This window comes from Streptomyces sp. NPDC005576 (assembly GCF_042871745.1).
Lineage (GTDB): Bacteria > Actinomycetota > Actinomycetes > Streptomycetales > Streptomycetaceae > Streptomyces.
This window is the reverse complement of the sequence record NZ_JBIAJC010000002.1, coordinates 484,487-502,524: the sequence shown is the minus strand read 5'-3', so window position 1 is coordinate 502,524 and position 18,038 is coordinate 484,487. Positions and strand designations below refer to the sequence as shown.

Here is an 18,038-nt window from a genome sequence, read left to right as displayed (position 1 = left end):
TCGGCATCGCCGGACCCAGTAGGTTCGATCTTGGAATCGAGCACTGGGGACACGTGCGGCGCCGAGGGGACACGTGCAGGAGCGACAGGCCTGTAGGGACCAGGGAGACGCGAACACCGAGGGGGGCTTAGCGTCATGAGCCAGGACTCCGCATCCGTAACGGAGGCCGCACGGAAGTTGGCCGGGCGGCGGCGCCGGGAGGTCGTAGCCGTACTGCTGTTCAGCGGCGGCCCGATCTTCGAGAGCTCCATCCCGCTCTCCGTCTTCGGCATCGACCGGCAGGACGCGGGCGTACCGCGCTACCGACTGCTGGTCTGCGGCGGCGAGGAGGGACCGCTGCGCACCACCGGCGGTCTCGAACTCACCGCCCCGTACGGCCTGGAGGCGATCAGCAGGGCAGGCACCGTGGTGGTGCCCGCCTGGCGCTCGATCACCTCGCCGCCTCCGGTCGAGGCGCTCGACGCGCTGCGCCGGGCCCACGAGGAGGGCGCCCGCATCGTCGGGCTCTGCACCGGCGCCTTCGTGCTCGCGGCCGCCGGCCTGCTGGACGGCCGCCCGGCGACGACGCACTGGATGTACGCGCCGACGCTGGCCAAGCGCTATCCGTCGGTGCACGTCGATCCGCGCGAGCTCTTCGTCGACGACGGCGACGTCCTCACCTCGGCGGGTACGGCCGCCGGGATCGACCTCTGCCTGCACATCGTGCGGACGGACCATGGCACGGAGGCCGCCGGAGCGCTGGCCCGCCGGCTCGTGGTGCCACCGCGCCGCAGCGGCGGTCAGGAGCGCTACCTCGACAGGTCTTTACCCGAAGAGATCGGCTCCGACCCGCTCGCCGAGGTCGTGGCCTGGGCCCTGGAGCACCTGCACGAGCAGTTCGACGTGGAGACACTGGCGGCCCGCGCCTACATGAGCCGTCGCACGTTCGACCGGCGCTTCCGTTCACTCACCGGCAGTGCGCCGCTCCAGTGGCTGATCACCCAGCGGGTCCTCCAGGCACAGCGGCTGCTGGAGACGTCGGACTACTCGGTGGACGAGGTCGCGGGCCGTTGCGGCTTCCGTTCGCCGGTGGCGCTGCGCGGTCACTTCCGCCGCCAGCTCGGCTCCTCCCCCGCCGCGTACCGGGCCGCCTACCGGGCCCGTCGTCCGGGCTCGGGTCCGGAGGCCGGGGCGGTGGAGGCCGTGGTGCCGGCCCAGGTCTCGTCGGCGGTACGCAGGATGCCGGGCGGCTCCACGGGGCTGGCCGCGTTCGCGGCCTCCGCGGGGGCGCCGGACCGTGCGGACCGTGCGGACCGGGGCCCGGACGGGTACACCGGCGGGCGCCCGGCCCTGCCGGGACAGCGGAGCGCCCCGTAGGGTGGGGGCCATGAACGACCGCATGGTATGGATCGACTGCGAGATGACCGGACTCTCGTTGACGGACGACGCACTCATCGAGGTGGCGGCTCTGGTCACCGACTCGGAGTTGAACGTGCTCGGCGACGGGGTGGACATCGTGATCCGCCCACCGGACGCGGCCCTGGAGACCATGCCCGAGGTGGTGCGGCGGATGCACACCACCTCGGGCCTCCTGGACGAGCTGGCCGGGGGCACCACCCTCGCGGACGCCGAGGCCCAGGTGCTGGCGTACGTGCGCGAGCACGTGAAGGAGCCGGGCAAGGCCCCGCTCTGCGGAAACTCCGTAGGCACCGACCGGGGTTTCCTCGCGCGCGACATGCAGGCCCTGGAGGGTTACCTCCACTACCGCATCGTCGACGTGTCCTCGATCAAGGAACTGGCCCGGCGCTGGTTCCCGAAGGCCTACTTCAACAGCCCGGACAAGAACGGCAACCACCGGGCGCTCGCCGACATCCGCGAATCCATCGCGGAGCTGCGCTACTACCGCGAGGCCGTCTTCGTGCCCCGGCCCGGACCGGACTCCGAGCGCGCCAAGGAGATCGCCGCGCGCCACGTGGTGCGGGCCGACTCGTAGGCGGACCTCCCCTGGTCGCCACCACCGCACAACCCCCTGATCACGGGCCTGGGAGGGCCCGTGGACGGGGCCGCGGAAAGGTGGCACGAGCACCCTCGAAAACCCTGTACACTTTTTCTCGGCCGGTCGGAAACGCCCGGACGAACATGGTGGGTATAGCTCAGATGGTAGAGCACCTGGTTGTGGTCCAGGATGTCGCGGGTTCGAGTCCCGTTACTCACCCTTGAAGGGGAAGCCCCTGATCTGCGGAAACGCGGGTCGGGGGCTTCTTCGTGTCCTGAGTCGGCCAAACGCGGCCACAAGCGGCCGGATCCTCCACTCACCGTTTGACCCGTGGCAGGGAGGGCGCGGCGGCACCTGGGAGGCCCCCACTCGTTCAAGATCACCCGACCGTGATCGCCGTCACCAACCTCCGTGGACAGAACACCCAGACACCGACCAGGACCTGCGCGACTGGTCGTCTTCTCGCACAGCACCAGGGCATCCGGGGTCCGGGAGCAGTCGATCGCCACACCTCTCGCTGCTGCCCTTCCACGCACACCTTCAGCGCTTCCAGCCGGAGGTGAGTAGGACTCCGGGGACTCCGCAATGGCTTGCGAACGATCGCCTGTGTGCTGGGGAACAACTGGTCCGGCAGCTGGAATCGGATGGGGCGCCGTCCGGTCGGCGTACGCCTGATCTCTACCGCGAGCGCCTGGAAGCACGGGGCGAACTGAATCAGGTACGGAAACAACTTCCCAAGAACGTAGTCGCGTTGCTTCAGCATGCTCTTGAGCCCCTGGACGCGTGGTTCGCCGGGTCGACCCCGCCACGCGAAGAACGGGTAGCAGCGACGCCAATCCTCGCTCAGCGAACAGCACCGCTGTTCACCGAGTGGCGGTGGCCAGACTGACGTACGGGCGTCGTCATCGGGTGGTCTTGGGGCCTTTTGGTGTGGCGACGCAGACCGTAGCCCTCAGCGACTGACACGATCCTTTCTGTTACTCACTTCGACTCAACAGAGAGGCGGTCGGTCATGGACAGCTCCATGCGAGCACGTCTGGCAGCACTGGCGACGGCGACGACGGTCGCGGTCGGTATGGCCGGAGGGTTCGCGGCGCAGGCCCAGGCGTTCGGTAGTCCTGCGGCTTCGTACTGCGGGCAGGGCTCCGAGGAAGTGTGCGCATCCGGGGGGCCGCACCACGAGGAGAGGCAACCACGTCGCGGCGGCGACACGGTCATCGCGAACAACGGGCCCAAAACTGTCGTCACCAACAACCAGACGTTCCTGCCGATCCTGGACTTCATCCTTCAGGGATCACCCGGCGGCGACATCGACGAGCCCGCGCCGCCGACGAGCACGACCACGACTTCGCTGGCGCCGCCGCTCTTCAATTCTGTCGGCCGGCCCGTGGGCCAGCGTTGATTGCTTCTCCGATCCACCAGCCGACGCGGAGCTGATCGAACGTGATGGAAACGATGGCACAGTCTCCGGCGGGCATCGGCGCGGTGTCGCATGCCCGACAGCCGGCGGTGACGCTCGCTACGCCGGTGTGCAGGTTCGAGGACTTCCTCGGGGCTGCCGGCGCCGACCGCCTGCTCGAGGACGCCTGCCGGGCACAACTCGAGCACCTGACAGCAGTGCACGGGCAGGTCGCCCGGATCCCTTCGCGGTGGGTTTCGCCGGAGCGTGTCCTGCGGGCCCCGGGACTGGCCGAGGCGGTGCGGAGCCTGTCCGCGGTGGTACAGGACATGCTCGGCATCGCCGCACCCGCAGGCCGTATGGGCTACGAGTTCATCACCCGTAATCACCAGTCGGCCGAGGGCCGCGAGGCCGAGCCGGTCACCCGCGCCTGCGTGGAGCCGACAGGCAGCGAGAACGACCGGGCCGTGAGTTTCGTCTACACCCTGCACCGCAGGCCGCGCGAGTTCACCGGGGGCGGGCTGCGCGTCTACGACACCACGGTCCGCGACGGGTATCCGGCGTGCGCCGAGTCGTTCCGGGAGATCCGGCCGGACCACGACACCCTGACCTTCTTCCCGGCCGCGGCGTGGCGCCGGACCCAGTGGGTCTCCTGCCCCTCCGGGCAGCTGATGGACAGTCACTTCTCCTTCGAGGGCTGGCTCGCCTGAATCCGCCCTGCCCCACTCGCCCCCGGTCGACCGACCGGGGGCCTTCCATGGAAGGCCATCCGGCTACACCTATGTCCCGTGCGATCGACTCCCCCATCGACGGCCCCGTCGCCCGCCGGGCCACCCTGACCGTGGGCATGGCCGTCTACGACGACTACGACGGCGCCTACTTCACCGCTCTCGCGTTGCGCCTGTTCCATCCAGAAGTCGCCGACCGGGTCGACATCCTCGTACTGGACAACAACCCCCATGGTTCTGCGGGGGACCCTCTGCGTCGGCTTCAGGACAAAATTCCCCACCTGCGGTACCTGCCGATCGACTTCGTCGCGGGCACCGCCGTGCGGGATCTGATCTTCCGTGAGGCGCAGACCGAGTGGGTGCTGTGCGTCGACTGCCACGTGCTGCTGGCACCGGGCTCGCTGGCACGGCTGCTCGACTACATCGACGCCAACCCCGACTGCCGCGACCTGCTGCAGGGGCCGCTGCTCTGGGACGACGCCAGCCGGGTTTCCACCCACATGGAACCGGTGTGGAACGGCCTGTTCGGCATCTGGGGAAGCGACCCGCGCGGCCAGGACCCTGACCACGCCCCGTTCGAGATCACCATGCACGGGCTCGGGCTGTTCGGCTGCCGCCAAGACGCATGGGTCGGCTTCAACTCCCGCATGCGCGGCCACGGCGGCGAGGAGGGCTACCTGCACAAGAAGTTCCGGGCAGCCGGCCGCCGCACGCTGTGCCTGCCCTTCCTGCGCTGGACGCACCGCTTCGACCGCCCCGACGGCCAGCCCTATCCGGCCCCGGCCAGAGACCGCGTGCGCAACTACCTGATCGGCTGGGAGGAAGCCGGGATGGACACCCAGGACGCGCTGGACCACTTCCGGGAGGCCGGAAACGCCGCTGACGTCGACAGCTGGGTGAGCGCGTACGAGGCGGAGAAGGCCAACCCGTTCTCCCTCTTCGACGACCTCGTCGTCGTACTGCCCGCCGAGGGGGACGAGGGCCTGTCCCGGTTGAGCGAACGCATGAAGCAGCTCGGGATCGCCGAGCGCGTGCGCTGCGTGCGCGCACCCCATCTCCCCGAGGCTCCCCACGTCGCCCGCGCCCAGGCCCATCGTCTCGCCATCGAACAGGCCCGTCAGCGTGGCCTGGAGAACACCTTGGTCATCGACCTCGACACGGTCCTGCCCGTGGACACCGGCCAGCGGCTCGCGGCAGCCGACGAGCACCTGCGCACGCGGCCCTGGGCCGGGTGCTTCATCGGCGGCGTCGAACCGCGGACGGCACTGCCCAGGCAACAGCCCCTGGCCGGGCGGAGCTCCCGCCTCCACGCCGTCGCGTACCACGCGCGCGCCTTCGACCGGCTCCTCACCGAACTCCCCACCTGCGCCGACAGGGACACCTGGGGACGAAACCACTCCTCCCTCGAAGAATGCCTGGTACGGGCACTTCCTCAGGAACTGGTCAGCATGACGCACACCGGCACGACGATCCTCGTCCCCGCCGCCGGATCCCCCGCCGGATCCCCCGCCGTATCCCACTGACGGCGGGACACCGCGAGGGACGTCGACCAGCGGGGCGGGGAAGCCCGGCGCCCCGCAATCCTCCCCACCGTGAGGTGGGAGGTTTTCTCGCATGGGCGTGTCGGCCCGGCTACGGACCAGCTCGGCCCGTAGCCGGGCCTTCCCCCGTGTCCGGACCTGTCCGTGTCCGGACCTGTCCGTGTCCGGGCCGCACAGGCCCCCGTGGACCGGCCGGGGTGCCCCCGCTCCCCGCGGTCACCGCGCGAGGAGTGACTCCACCTCTGCGGTGTACAGCTGGGCCGGGTCGAGCCCCATGCCGGTGAAGTGGCCGGCGAGTTCCAGCGAGAGCACGCCGTGCAGGCGGCTCCAGAAGGCCAGGGCGAGGCGCAGGGCGGCCGGTGCGGCATCGGGGTGGGCGCCCGCCCAGGCACGGTGGTCCGCCAGGTGGGCCTCGAAGGCTTCCGCCTCCGACCCGCTGCCCGGGGGCGCCGTGACGGCGGCGCACGCCCCGAGCAGGACCGACATCATCTCCCCGGCGATAGCGGTGATCTCCTCGGGCGCCTCGTACCCGGGTACGGGCGTGCCGTAGACGAGGAAGTACCGGTGCGGGTCCTCCAGCGCCCAGCGCCTCAGCACCTCCGCGAGGCCGGCCGGACCGGCCTTCTCCCCGGCCGCCACGAAGGCGTCGGCGATGCTGCGATAGGCGTCCCGTACCAGCTCGGTGATGAGCTCGTCGCGCCCGGCGAAGTACCGGTAGAGGGCCGGGCCGCTCATGCCCATCTGCTTGGCGATGGCGTTGAGGGAGAGACCCGAAGCGCCCGCCGTGGCGATCTGCTCACGGGCGCACCTCTTGACCTCCGCGCGGACCTGCTGCCGATACCGCGCACGCGGGGTCGAACCAGTCGCGCCGGTCGCCTCACTCGCACCCGCCTGACCGGTCGGACCAGTCGGACCAGTCGCGTCAATGTCGGCCATGACCACCATCTCCTCATTTTCCATGAAGGGTCCGTTACGTGTGCGGTCACCGTCACACCCACCCTCCACGCTTCCGTTAGAAGCTATCACGATCGCCATTTGTCCTCACGGAACAACAATGAGCGCTTGACATGATCGAGAGAGCAAGTCATTCTCGTTATAGCTTCTAACAAACAAGAGCAGCGCAAACCAGCTGCTCCGGTCAACGCGGTACGAGCGAACGGGAGATCGTCATGCGTGGCGACAAGTGCGTCGAAGTGGTCCTGCCCGGCAAGGTCGAGCCGGAAGGGCTGGAACTGCGCTCCGTCCCCGTTCCGGTGCCGTCCGCCGGTCAGGTCGTGGTCGGGATGGAGGCGACGGGGGTGTCGTTCGCCGAGCAGCAGATGCGGCGGGGCCGGTACTACGACCAGCCCGCGTTCCCCTTCGTTCCCGGATACGACCTGGTCGGCACGGTGCTGGCGGCCGGCCCCGGCATCGGGTCGGAGCTGGTCGGCAAGCGGGTCGCCGCCCTGACGAAGACGGGCGGCTGGGCCAGTCACGTGGTGCTCGACGCCGCAGACGTGGTCGGGGTACCGGACGGGGTCGGGGCCGCGGAGGCGGAGACCGCGGTCGTCAACGGGATCACCGCCTGGCAGATGCTCCACCGCAAGGCCAAGGTCCGCAGCGGCGCTACCGTCCTGGTCCACGGCGCCAACGGCGGTGTGGGCTCGGTCCTCGTGCAGCTGGCGATCGCCGCCGGCGCCAAGGTCATCGGTACGGCGTCCGCCCGCCACCACGAGGGGCTGCGGGCGCTCGGGGTGATCCCCGTCGACTACCGGAACGAGAACGTCCCGGCCCGCGTCCGGGAACTGGCCCCCGGTGGCGTGGACGCCGTCTTCGACCACATCGGCGGCCGGAGCGTGCACGACTCCTGGGGCCTGCTCGCCCGGGGCGGCACCCTGGTCTCCTACGGCAGCGCCGCCACCCGCGACGACGAGGGTTCGGGTTCGCTCCCCGTGTTCAAGCTGCTGGGCCGGGTCTGGCTCTGGAACTGGCTCCCCAACTGCCGCAGCGCGTACTTCTACAACGTCTGGGCCGGCCGGGCCTACGCCAAGGACCGTTTCCGGGCCCGGCTGCGCGCCGACCTCACCCAGGTCTTCGCGGCCCTCGACCGGGGCGACCTCACCCCCCGGATCGCGGCGGAGATCCCGCTCGCCCGGGCCGCCGAGGCGATGCGGCTGGCCGAGTCCGGCACGGTCGCCGGGAAGGTCGTCCTCGTTCCGTAGCTCCGTACGGCCGACGGGCAAGCCAATCCGCGCCCTGCCCGTACCCATCTGCGCCCCGGCGCGCGCCCCGGTGCCCGTACGGGCGCCCGCCGCCCCGCACCACCCCCTGCACCCCGCACCCCGCCGCGGAACCGGTGTCTGCCGCCGGGGCATCCCGACCGGCCGGGGCACCCGGGCCCGGGGCCGTACGCGGCGTAGCCTCGGTGCGCATGGTGCACGTACTGAGCAGCCGGACGTTGCTGCGCCCCACCGACCCCGAGCGCACCCGCGCCTTCTACGGCCAGGCCCTCGGCCTCGCGATCCACCGCGAGTTCGGCACCGGCCCGGAGCGCGGCACCGTCTACTTCCTGGGCGGCGGCTTCCTCGAAGTCTCCGGCCGGGGCGACACTCCGCCCTCCCCCGACCTGCGGCTCTGGCTCCAAGTCGCCGATGTCGCCGCCGCCCACGAAGAACTGCGCGCACGCGGTGTACCGATCCTGCGGCCACCCGTCCAGGAGCCGTGGGGGCTGATCGAGATGTGGATCGCCGACCCGGACGGGCTGCGCATCGGCGTGATCGAGGTCCCGGCGGACCACCCCCTGCGCAGCCGCCCCTGACGGACCCGGCCCGGACGGGTACGCGCCGCGGCGTGCGCAAGTCGGGGGCGGGCCGGGGCGCATTCTGCGGATGAGCCGGGTGGTCGGCGCCTCCACGCGTCGGACACCGCGGGCCCGGGTAGAGAGCGGTGAGGTCCGCCGGCCGGAGGTGCGCGCCATGTCCTGGATCGTCCTGCTCGTTGCCGCGTACGCGCTGACAGCGCTCTGCGCCGTCCCGTTCCACCGTGCGCACCGGGCCTTCCTCCGCGCACCCGTAGTGCCGCGGCCACCGGAGGAGGAGTTCACCCTCCACGAGGTGGCCCACCTCCGCGCGGGGGCACGGCGGGTCGTCCACGTCGCTCTGGCCGCCATGGTGCTGGGCGGCCGGCTGAAGGCGAAGGACAAGGTCCTCACCGTCACTGATCCCGTCCCGCGTGACGAGGTGGAGGCGGGCCTGATCAAGGTCATCGGTCTCGCACCACGCCGCAGGATGTGGCGGAGGATGGACCGGCTCTACCGCATCCGGGCCGTCGCCGCGGTCGGCGACCGGCTGGGAGATCAGGGACTGGTGCGGCACCCCACGCGGCTGCGAACGGTCCACAGGGCCCATCGCCTTCTGATCGGGGCGGTGTTCCTCTCCGTCGCGACAGGGCTGACCGCTGTCGGCCTGGCCGCTCCGGGGGGACGCATCGTATCGATTCCGATCGCGGCCACGACGGTTCTGCTGGTCGCCGGAGTGAAGTCGGCGACTCCGGACAGGGACTACTTCTGGAGCTTCCGCACGACGGAGGCCGGACAGGCGGCGCTGACCGCCCACGAGACGCGCCACCCGCGATGGATACCGCCCACCCATGACGAGCTCTCCCAGGAGGACGCCCTGTTGCTGAGCGGCGTACTCACGCAGGGTGCCCTCTACGGCAAGCTCGCCCCCTTGTCCGGCGCCATCACCTGGCCCGAAAGCCCGCGCGGCGAAGCGCCCTTCGAGGACCCGCCCGGACTCGGCGGCCTCTGAGACCTGTCCCGCCACGGCGGCGCTCACCGTGCGCGGGCGACGGCTCTCCGACTCCTGGGGGCGCCCACCGGGGGCGCCCCGTCACGAGGAGGTGCGGACGACCAGTTCGGTCGGGAGCACCAGGTGCCGGCGTTCGTCGGTGGGGTCGGTGATCTGCTGGAGGAGGACTTCGGTCATGGCGCGCCCCATCTCCTCTATCGGCTGGCGGACGCTGGTGAGGCCGGGCTCCATGTGACGGGCTACCACCGAGTCGTCGAAGCCGACGAGGGCCACGTCGTCCGGGATGCGGCGGCCCGCCTCGCGCAGGACGTGGCGGGCGCCGGCCGCCATCACGTCGGAGGCGGCGAAGACGGCGTCCAGGTCGGGGTGGCGGGCGAGCAGTTCGCGCATCGCGCGGGCTCCCCCCTCCTCGGTGAAGTCGGCCAGCGCGATGAGGCGTTCGTCCGGGGGGAGGCCCGCCTCGGCGATCGCCTGGCGGTAGCCGTCCAGGCGCCGCTGTGCGCCGTAGACCTCCAGCCGGCCGGTGATGGTGCCGATGGTGCGGCGGCCCTGCGCGATGAGGTGCGCGACGGCGCTGCGGCCGCCCTGGAAGTTGTCCGAGTCGACCGAGGTGAGTGGCTCGTCGGCGCTGCGCTGGCCGCTGATGACGCACGGCATGCCGAGCTGCTCCAGGAGTTCGGGGAGCGGGTCGTCGGCGTGCACGGAGACGAGCAGGACGCCGTCCACGCGGTGCGCGGTGAGGTACTGGGCGAGTCTGCGGCGCTCGCGGTCGTTGCCGGCCAGGGTGAGCAGCAGCTGCATGTCGGTGTCGGCGAGGGCGGCGCCCACCCCGCGCACGATGTCGGAGAAGTACGGCTCGGCGAAGAAGCGGGCCTCGGGTTCGGGCACCACGAGCGCGATGGCGTCGGTGCGGTTCCCGGCGAGGGCGCGGGCCGCGCGGTTCGGTACGTAACCGAGTTCGGCGATGGCGGCCTCGACGGTCTCCCGGGTCTGGTCGCTGACGCGCGGTGAACCGTTGATGACGCGGGAGACCGTGCCGCGGCCCACACCCGCTCTGACGGCGACCTCTTCGAGCGTCGGCCGCCCACCGCCCCGTACGCGTGCTGACACCATGTCCGCCTCCCGTTCGCCGTCAACTTCTCACAGTCGAATATGTCGAAGAAAGCCCTGTCGAAAGATTCCCTTGACACGTTTCCGGAACCGGGGGCCGCCGAAGAGCACCAAAATTGGGAGCGCTCCCAATCGTACGGGACGCCCTCCGGGACGCGTGAAGGCCCGGCTGCCGTGTGCAGCCGGGCCTTCTTGCCGGGGCGTGTGGTGCGCCTCCGGGACGCAGGTGGGCGGGGAGGCCGTCTGCGCCGAGGGGGTGTCCGGAGGAGTCGGGGCCGGTCAGGCGGCCCCGACTCCGGCGGACACCCCCGGACTTGTCACCCGCGGGTGCGGACGTGTCAGGCCTGCGGGAGACCGTGACGGCGGATCACGTCGGAGTACCAGTGGGCGCTCGCCTTGGGCGTGCGGGTCTGCGTCGCGTAGTCGACGTACACCATGCCGAAGCGCTTCGAATAGCCGTACGCCCACTCGAAGTTGTCCATCAGCGACCAGAGGAAGTAGCCGCGGACGTCCACACCGTCGGCGATCGCGCGGCGGACCGCGTCGATGTGACCGTGCAGGTACTCGATGCGCTCCGGGTCCTCGACGCGGCCCTCGGGCGAGACGTAGTCGTCGAAGGCGGCGCCGTTCTCGGTGACCATGAGGGCCACGCCGGGGAACTCGCGGGCGGTGTCGACGAGCAGGGCGTGCAGGCCGTCGGGGTCGATGGACCAGTCCATCGCCGTGACGGGCTTGCCGTCGGCCTTGTGGAAGGCGACGTGCTCCGAGCCGGGCCACGGCGAGTGCGAGCTGGCGCCGTGGGCGTGGCTGTTGCTCTCCGCGCCGCCGGCCGACGGGTCGGTGACGAGGGTCGGCGCGTAGTAGTTGATGCCGAGGACGTCGATCGGGCGGGAGATGGTCGCCAGGTCGCCGTCGTGCACCAGCTTCGACCAGTCGACGAGGTGCTTGGTGTCGGCGATCAGGTCCTCGGGGTACGCGCCGTGCAGTATCGGGCCGGTGAAGACCCGGTTGCCGACCGCGTCGATGCGGCGGGCCGCGTCGACGTCGGCGGGGGCGTCGGTGAGCGCGCGCACCTGGTGGAGGTTGAGGGTGACCGAGGTCTGCGCACTGGCGGGGATGGAAGCGCGCAGAGCCTCGATCGCCCGTCCGTGGGCGAGGTTGAGGTGGTGGGCCGCCTGGAGCGACGCGCCGGGGTCGGTACGGCCGGGGGCGTGGACGCCCGAGGCGTAACCGAGGTAGGCGGAGCACCAGGGCTCGTTGAGCGTGGTCCACGTGCCGACGCGGTCGCCGAGGGCGCCGGCCATGATCGCCGCGTAGTCGGCGAACCGCTCGGCGGTGGCGCGCTCGGGCCAGCCGCCGGCGTCCTCCAACTCCTGCGGGAGGTCCCAGTGGTAGAGGGTCGCGACGGGCTGGATGCCCGCTTCGAGCAGTTCGTCGACGAGCTTGCGGTAGAAGTCGAGGCCGCGCTCGACGGCCGGGCCGCGGCCGGTGGGCTGCACGCGGGACCAGGAGATGGAGAAGCGGTAGGCGCCGAGGCCCAGCTCCTTCATCATCGCCACGTCGTCGCGGTAGCGGTGGTAGTGGTCTCCGGCGATGTCGCCGGTATCACCGTTGCGGACCTTGCCGGGGGTGCGGGAGAAGGTGTCCCAGATGGACGGGGTACGGCCGTCCTCCGAGGCCGCGCCTTCGACCTGGTAGGCGGCGGTGGCCGCGCCCCAGATGAATCCGGGCGGGAAGACGGTGGCGTCGACGGCCTGCTTGGGGGCGAGGTCAGGGCGTACAGCAGTCATGCGGGAGCGCTCCCATGGATGAAGAGGAAGAGGGGGCTCCGAGGCCCGCGCGGGCACCTGTGGGGGCGTCGCGCGGGGCACCGGAGGTACGGGCCGGGGTGTATCAGCCCTTGACCGCGCCGGACATGATGCCGCCGACGATCTGCTTGCCGAAGACCACGAACACCACCAGCAGGGGAAGCGTACTGATCAGGGCGCCCGCCATGACGATGGACTGGTCCGGCGTGTACGAGGCGCTCAGCTGGCCGAGGGCCACCTGGATCGTGGGGTTCTGCTGGTTGAGCGCGAGGTACGGCCAGAAGAAGTCGTTCCACGCCTGGACGAAGGTGAGCATGCCGAGCACCATCATCGCGGGGCGCGCCACCGGGAGCACCACGCTGAGCACGATGCGGAAGTTGCTCGCGCCGTCGATCTTGGCGGCCTCGATCAGCTCGTACGGAAGCGCCTCCAGCAGGTACTGCCGCATGAAGAAGACACCGAACGCGCTGACCAGGGTCGGGAAGATCACGGACTCGAGCTTTCCGCTCCAGCCGATGTCCGACATCATCATGAAGAGCGGTACGACGCTGAGCTGCGGCGGGATCGTCAGGGTGGCGATGACCGCGGTCATCAGCCAACCGCGGCCCCTGAAGCGCATCTTGGCGAAGGCGTAGCCGGCGAGGGTGCAGAAGAACAGCGTCGCGGCGGTGATGGACGCCGACACGATGAGGGTGTTGACGATCGCCTTGCCGAGGGCGGCGCCTTCCCAGGCGGCCTGGAGGTTGTGCCAGAGCCGGCCGCCCGGCAGGAACGGCGGCGTGGAGGCCAGGACTTCGTCCTGGGTGTGCGAGGCGGCGACGAACGTCCAGTACAGCGGCAGGATGGAGCCGATGCCGATGACGATCAGCGCGATGTAGGTGAACGGCCCGGCCTTGTGGGTGTCGCCCGCGCCCATGGCGAGGCGAGCCTTGCGGGGTGCGCGGCGGTCCGGCTTCGAGTGCCCGGGGGCGGCGACCTTGGCGGGGGTGCTGGTGATGGTCATGAGAGGTATCGCTCCCGGTCAGGCCGCGGAACGGCGTACGAAGCGGCCGATGATCCAGTTGATCAGCGCGATGGCCAGCAGGAGGGCGAGCATGGCCCAGGCCACGGCGGCGGACATGCCGAGGTGTCCCAGGTTCCAGCCGTAGTTGTACAGGTAGATGCTGAGCGTCTCGTACTGGTTCTCGGTACCGCCGGAGGCGCCGATCTGGCCGCCTTCCAGCAGCAGCGGCTCACCGAACAACTGCATGGAGCCGATGGTGGAGATGACGATCGTGAAGAGGATCGTCGGCCGCAGCGAGGGGATCGTCACCTTGAGGAACTGCTGCCAGCGGTTGGCGCCGTCCAGCGAGGCCGCCTCGTAGAGGTCGCTCGGTACGGCCTGCATCGCGGCGAGGTAGATCAGCGCGTTGTAGCCGGTCCAGCGCCAGATCACCATGACCGAGATGGCGATCTTCGACGTCCAGTGGCCGTTGGCCCAGTTGGTGTCACCGAGGCCGATGAAGTGCAGGGCCCAGTTGAGGAGACCGCCGTCGGTCCGGAAGACCAGGGCGAAGACGAGGGCCGCGGTGGCGACGGAGGTCGCGTACGGCGTGAGGATGATGGTGCGCCAGAAGGTGCTGGCACGCAGCTTGTAGTTCAGCAAGTGGGCCAGGCCCAGCGCCACCAGCAGCTGCGGAACGGTGGAGATGACACCGATCAGGAACGTGTTGGAGACGGCCGTCCAGAACTCGGAGTCCTGGAGGATCTTCGTGAAGTTGTCGAAGCCGACCCATTCCATCTGGTCCATGCCGGTCATCTCGACGCGGTGGAGGGCGATCCAGCCGGTGTAGATGAGCGGGTAGAGGCCGAAGGCCCCGAAGACCAGGAAGAACGGGGCGATGTACGCGTACGGGGACACCTTGTCGTCGAACCGCCACATCCGGCTCCGCCAGGTCTGCCGGCTGCTCGCCGGTTTCTGTCGGGAACCACGGGGCGGCGGGACGTAGGCGTCCCGGGTGGGGGTCGAGGTTGCCACGGGCGGGAGTCCTTCCCTGGGGTGCGCCGGCGGGCGCGTCGATCGGTACCGGGCCGGCCCGGATACGGGACTGCGCGTCCCGGTGGGGTGCGGAGCGGTACCGGTCGGGTGGGGCGGGGTGGGCGGGAGCCGTTCGTACCGGGGCCGGCCGTGCGGGGCCGGCGGGTGACGAGCGGATGGTGCGGGCCGGGGAGGCCGGTCATTCGTGTGTGGCGACGGGCTCTTTGCGCCTCTGGGCGCCTCTGGGCGGTGAACCGGCGAAACCGGTGTCTCACCTGCGACCACGGGCCGTGGAGACCGAAGGTTCAGCTGCCCAGGCCGGGCCTCGCGCGACGGGCCGGGGAGGCCGGTGGAACGGCCTGGCGGCGTGCCGGAGAGACCGGTGGCCATGCGTGCGGGCGGATCTTCGTGCGGTGGTGCGGGTGGTTCTGCGTGCGGTGGTGCAGCCGTGCGGTGGTGCAGCCGTGCGGAGGTACGTGGTCGCAGCCGTGCGGTGCTGCGGGTGGTTCCGGGAGGCGGTGGTGCGTGCCGGTGACTTCCGTACCGGCGGTTCTGCCCGTCGTACCGGGCCCGGTGTCCGGGCGGCCCGGGGGAACGGGCGGGTGGCGTGCGCCCGCCCCGGACGGGGTGGCGGGCGCACGCCGAGCGGCGGTGCGGGAGGCCCGAGGACCTTCCGCACCGCCGGGGATCAGCCGATCACCTTGTCGATCGCCTTGGTGGCGGCGTCCCAGGCGTCGTCCGGGCTCGTGCCGCGCTGCTCCATGTTGTTGATCTGGGTGGAGATGGTGTCCTTGATGGTCGCGTCCTTCGGGCCGAGGACGGCCTCGGGGATGGACTTGGCCTCACCGGCGTAGATCTCACCGATGGGGGCGTCGTTGAAGTACGGCAGCTTGGCGTCCTTGACACCCGGCAGGTCGTACGCACCCGTGTTGGACGGGAAGGAGCCGATCGCCTTGAAGACGGCGGCCTGCTGCTCGGGGGCGGTCAGCCAGGCGACGAGCTTGATGGCCTCGTCGACGTGCTTGCCGGAGCTCGGAACACCGAGGAAGGAGCCACCCCAGTTGGCGGCGGTGGCACCCGGCGCGCTGGTGATGTCCCACTTGCCCTTGTTGGCGTCACCGGCGTTCACCGAGATCTGACCGGCCATCCACGCCGGGCAGGCGACGGTGGCGATGGTGCCCTTGCGGAGCGCCGCGGCCCACGGGTCGCTGAACTGGGCGAGGCCCTGGGTCAGCTTCTTGTCGGCGGCCTCGGCGGCCAGGTCCCAGCCCTGCTGGACGCTGGGGCTGTCCTTGTAGATCGCCTTGCCGTCCTCGTCGTAGTACTGCTTCGCGTTCGAGCTGACCACGGCGTTGAACATGGCGCTGGCGGAGTCCATGAAGTAGGTGCCCGCGGGGGCCTTCTTCTTGTAGGACTCACCGAGCTTGAGGTAGTCCTCCCAGCCGCCCTCGACCAGCTTGGCGACCTCGGTGCGGTCGGTCGGCAGGCCGGCCTTCTTGAAGAGCTCCGTGTTGAAGCAGAGCGACATCGGGCCGATGTCCGTGCCGGCGCCGATGAGCGCACCGCTGGAGGTGGTGGCCTGCTTCGCCTTCCAGGAGACGAAGTCGGTCGCGCTGATGACCTTGCTCAGGTCCGCGAACTGGTCCGCCTTGGTGTCGGTCAGCTCCTTGATGCGGCCGACCTCCATACCCTGGACGTCCGCAAGGCCGCTGCCCGAGTTCAGCTGCTGGAGCAGCTTCGGGTAGTAGACCTTCTCGTCGGCCGTGGTGTCTTCCTTGACCGTGATGTTCGGGTGAAGCTTGTGGTACTCGGCGAAGAGACCGGCTTCCTTGTATCCGAACTGGCCGAAGTCGGCGACGGTCAGCGTGATGTTGCCGCCGGCGTCCTTGCTACTGCCGCTGCTGCTCTCGTCGTCCGACGAGTCGCTGCTGCAGCCCGTCAGCAGCAGGGCGGTGGCCGTCAGGCCAGTGGTGGCCACGATCGCGGCTCTACGGCGTCGACCTGCGACGTTGCGGGTGATGCGCATTCCACTACTCCTATTTCCAGGGTGTGACTGGCGGTTGGCTCACTGCGGGACCCGGGCGCCGTGAGTGCCGCGCCAGGTGTTACTGGGGGGAAGCACGGGCAGTGCCGATCGCACGAAAAATCGGGTGTGCGATGTGGGAGCGCTCCCATGCGCCGATGACGGAAGGTTGCTGCCTCAAGGGGGTGGGTGTCAAGACTTGAAGACGCTTCCGTTGCGCGAGCGTGTCCGGCAAGTCACGAGACCGTGTCCCGCACAGGGCTTGCCAATTGGCGCGGTCTCGGGGTCAGTGACGGCCAATCACCGAATCACCGCAGGTGGGGGGTGGTTTGCCTCGATGGAGCGACTCCATCGACCGGAACCCGCCATCCCGCATCGGGTCCTACCCACTGGCCGGTTCTTTACCCAGTCGGCCTGGAAGCGCACCGCCGAAAAGTGAACAGGGACCCGGCCGGAAACAATCCTGGCCCCCGACTGTGGCGCGATCGTGTTCTTTCCTCGAAGCCCGTCGCCCCCGCCGCCCCGCCGGTGGCGCGCCGGCCGCCACCCGGCCGAAGGCGCGGCGGCGGGAGCCCCGTTGAGGTACGTCGACGGCTTCGGCGGCGGGCGCGGCGGACGGTCCGGAACAGGGTCACGCCCCCGGCCGCGCCCCGTGTCCCGTGCGCCGGACCGCATGGAACACGCGCCGCACCCCGAGTCCCGGACCCCGCACCCCGGGCCCCGCACCCTGCACCCCGCGGCTCGCGGCTCGGGCCCGCGGCCCCCCGCCGGGCTCCCGTCCTACGCGCCGCGCAGGAGGGCGAGGGTGGCCTCCAGGTCGGCCTTCGTCAGGCGCTCGGCCGCCTCCCCGTCGCCCTCGGCGACGGCCCGGACGAGCGCGGCGTGGGTCTCCTCGCCGTGCCCGGGGTGCTCGGCGCGCAGGTCGAGCAGGTCGACCAGGTCGATGAGCCCTTGGCGCAGCGCGGGGGCGAACTCGCCGAAGAGGTCGGTGAGTACGGGGTTGTGGGCGGCGGCGACCACCGCCCGGTGGAGCGCGATGTCGGCGTCGACGAACTCCGCGTCGCCCCAGCCGCTCGCGGCCCGTCGGGCGGTCATGGCCTCGTCCAGGGCGGTGACGTCGTCCTCGGTGCGGCGTTCGGCGGCGAGCCGGGCGGCCTGCACCTCGATGAGCATGCGGACCTCGTAGATGTCGGTGACCGCGGCCCGGCGCAGCCGCGCCGGCCAGTCCTCGTGCGGGCGGTCGGCGACGACGAAGATGCCTGCTCCCTGGCGGGACTGGAGCATCCCGGTGGCGGCGAGGGTGCGGACGGCCTCACGGACCGTGGAGCGGCCGACGCCGAGGGTCTTGGCGAGGGTGGTCTCGCCCGGAATCTTCGTGCCGACCGGCCAGGTGCCGCCGGTGATCTGTTCGCGCAGATGGGCGGTGGCCTGGTCGACGAGGGGGCTGGGACGGAGTGGGCCGAGGGGGGACACGCGCTTCACCTGTCGGGTTGTCTGAAGACTTGAACTGTGTCTACTGTACCGGCATGACGCTCAGCGGTCTCCTTCTTCTCGGCTGCCGCGGCGGGGCCTGACGCGACCGGCACCCCGCCGCGGGGTGCCGTGCTGTGCCGGTCGCATCAGGCGACCAGCGAAGGAACTTCCGTCCC

At 70.7% G+C, this 18,038-nt stretch carries 15 protein-coding genes and 1 tRNA gene; 9 read left to right on the top strand and 7 right to left on the bottom strand.

What is annotated here, in order from left to right; all coding sequences use genetic code 11:
• Positions 1-135 precede the first annotated feature (135 nt).
• From ACFYPN_RS05625 to ACFYPN_RS05600, 6 genes are all read left to right on the top strand, one after another.
• Positions 136-1,356, top strand: a complete 1,221-nt coding sequence (locus tag ACFYPN_RS05625) for a helix-turn-helix domain-containing protein (protein ID WP_358757220.1) — start codon at positions 136-138, stop codon at positions 1,354-1,356.
• A gap of 10 nt (positions 1,357-1,366) precedes the next feature.
• Positions 1,367-1,972: an oligoribonuclease gene (orn, locus tag ACFYPN_RS05620; protein WP_358757222.1), complete on the top strand. Its 606-nt coding sequence runs from the start codon at positions 1,367-1,369 to the stop codon at positions 1,970-1,972.
• Between the two features lie 149 nt (positions 1,973-2,121).
• Positions 2,122-2,194: transfer RNA gene (locus tag ACFYPN_RS05615), tRNA-His, on the top strand.
• A gap of 805 nt (positions 2,195-2,999) precedes the next feature.
• Positions 3,000-3,377 (top strand): hypothetical protein, encoded by a 378-nt coding sequence (locus ACFYPN_RS05610; RefSeq protein WP_389296811.1) that lies wholly within the window; start codon positions 3,000-3,002, stop codon positions 3,375-3,377.
• Between the two features lie 53 nt (positions 3,378-3,430).
• A complete protein-coding gene (locus tag ACFYPN_RS05605) occupies positions 3,431-4,084 on the top strand; it encodes a hypothetical protein (protein ID WP_389296809.1) in 654 nt (217 codons plus the stop codon).
• A 71-nt stretch (positions 4,085-4,155) separates the two neighbouring features.
• Positions 4,156-5,625, top strand: a complete 1,470-nt coding sequence (locus tag ACFYPN_RS05600; RefSeq protein ID WP_389296808.1) for a glycosyltransferase — start codon at positions 4,156-4,158, stop codon at positions 5,623-5,625.
• A gap of 234 nt (positions 5,626-5,859) precedes the next feature.
• Here the strand turns inward: ACFYPN_RS05600 and ACFYPN_RS05595 are convergent, their stop codons facing one another.
• A complete protein-coding gene (locus tag ACFYPN_RS05595; RefSeq protein ID WP_389296806.1) occupies positions 5,860-6,579 on the bottom strand; it encodes a TetR/AcrR family transcriptional regulator in 720 nt (239 codons plus the stop codon).
• A gap of 233 nt (positions 6,580-6,812) precedes the next feature.
• Here ACFYPN_RS05595 and ACFYPN_RS05590 point away from each other — a divergent pair, with 233 nt between their 5' ends.
• The 3 genes from ACFYPN_RS05590 (at position 6,813) to ACFYPN_RS05580 (ending at position 9,431) form a co-directional block, all read left to right on the top strand.
• Positions 6,813-7,844, top strand: a complete 1,032-nt coding sequence (locus ACFYPN_RS05590; protein ID WP_389296804.1) for a medium chain dehydrogenase/reductase family protein — start codon at positions 6,813-6,815, stop codon at positions 7,842-7,844.
• Positions 7,845-8,053: 209 nt separating this feature from the next.
• A complete protein-coding gene (locus ACFYPN_RS05585; RefSeq protein WP_358757232.1) occupies positions 8,054-8,440 on the top strand; it encodes a VOC family protein in 387 nt (128 codons plus the stop codon).
• A 157-nt stretch (positions 8,441-8,597) separates the two neighbouring features.
• On the top strand, positions 8,598-9,431 hold the full coding sequence (locus ACFYPN_RS05580; RefSeq protein ID WP_389296802.1) for a TIGR04222 domain-containing membrane protein: 834 nt from the start codon (positions 8,598-8,600) through the stop codon (positions 9,429-9,431).
• 81 nt (positions 9,432-9,512) lie between these two features.
• Here ACFYPN_RS05580 and ACFYPN_RS05575 read toward each other — a convergent pair whose 3' ends face one another.
• The 6 genes from ACFYPN_RS05575 to ACFYPN_RS05550 all read right to left on the bottom strand — a co-directional run bounded on the left by ACFYPN_RS05575 (position 9,513) and on the right by ACFYPN_RS05550 (position 17,862).
• A complete protein-coding gene (locus ACFYPN_RS05575) occupies positions 9,513-10,544 on the bottom strand; it encodes a LacI family DNA-binding transcriptional regulator (protein WP_358757236.1) in 1,032 nt (343 codons plus the stop codon).
• Between the two features lie 335 nt (positions 10,545-10,879).
• Positions 10,880-12,331, bottom strand: a complete 1,452-nt coding sequence (locus ACFYPN_RS05570) for a GH1 family beta-glucosidase (RefSeq protein WP_358757238.1) — start codon at positions 12,329-12,331, stop codon at positions 10,880-10,882.
• 103 nt (positions 12,332-12,434) lie between these two features.
• Entirely contained in the window at positions 12,435-13,352 is a 918-nt protein-coding gene (locus tag ACFYPN_RS05565; protein WP_389296800.1) for a carbohydrate ABC transporter permease, read from the bottom strand.
• An 18-nt stretch (positions 13,353-13,370) separates the two neighbouring features.
• Positions 13,371-14,366 carry a sugar ABC transporter permease gene (locus ACFYPN_RS05560; RefSeq protein ID WP_358757240.1) on the bottom strand — a complete coding sequence of 332 codons (996 nt, stop codon included), beginning with the start codon at positions 14,364-14,366 and terminating at the stop codon, positions 13,371-13,373.
• Positions 14,367-15,054: 688 nt separating this feature from the next.
• Positions 15,055-16,392 carry an extracellular solute-binding protein gene (locus tag ACFYPN_RS05555; RefSeq protein ID WP_358757242.1) on the bottom strand — a complete coding sequence of 446 codons (1,338 nt, stop codon included), beginning with the start codon at positions 16,390-16,392 and terminating at the stop codon, positions 15,055-15,057.
• A gap of 777 nt (positions 16,393-17,169) precedes the next feature.
• Complete coding sequence (locus tag ACFYPN_RS05550; RefSeq protein ID WP_389296798.1) at positions 17,170-17,862, bottom strand: FadR/GntR family transcriptional regulator; 693 nt, start codon at positions 17,860-17,862, stop codon at positions 17,170-17,172.
• Positions 17,863-18,038 lie beyond the last annotated feature (176 nt).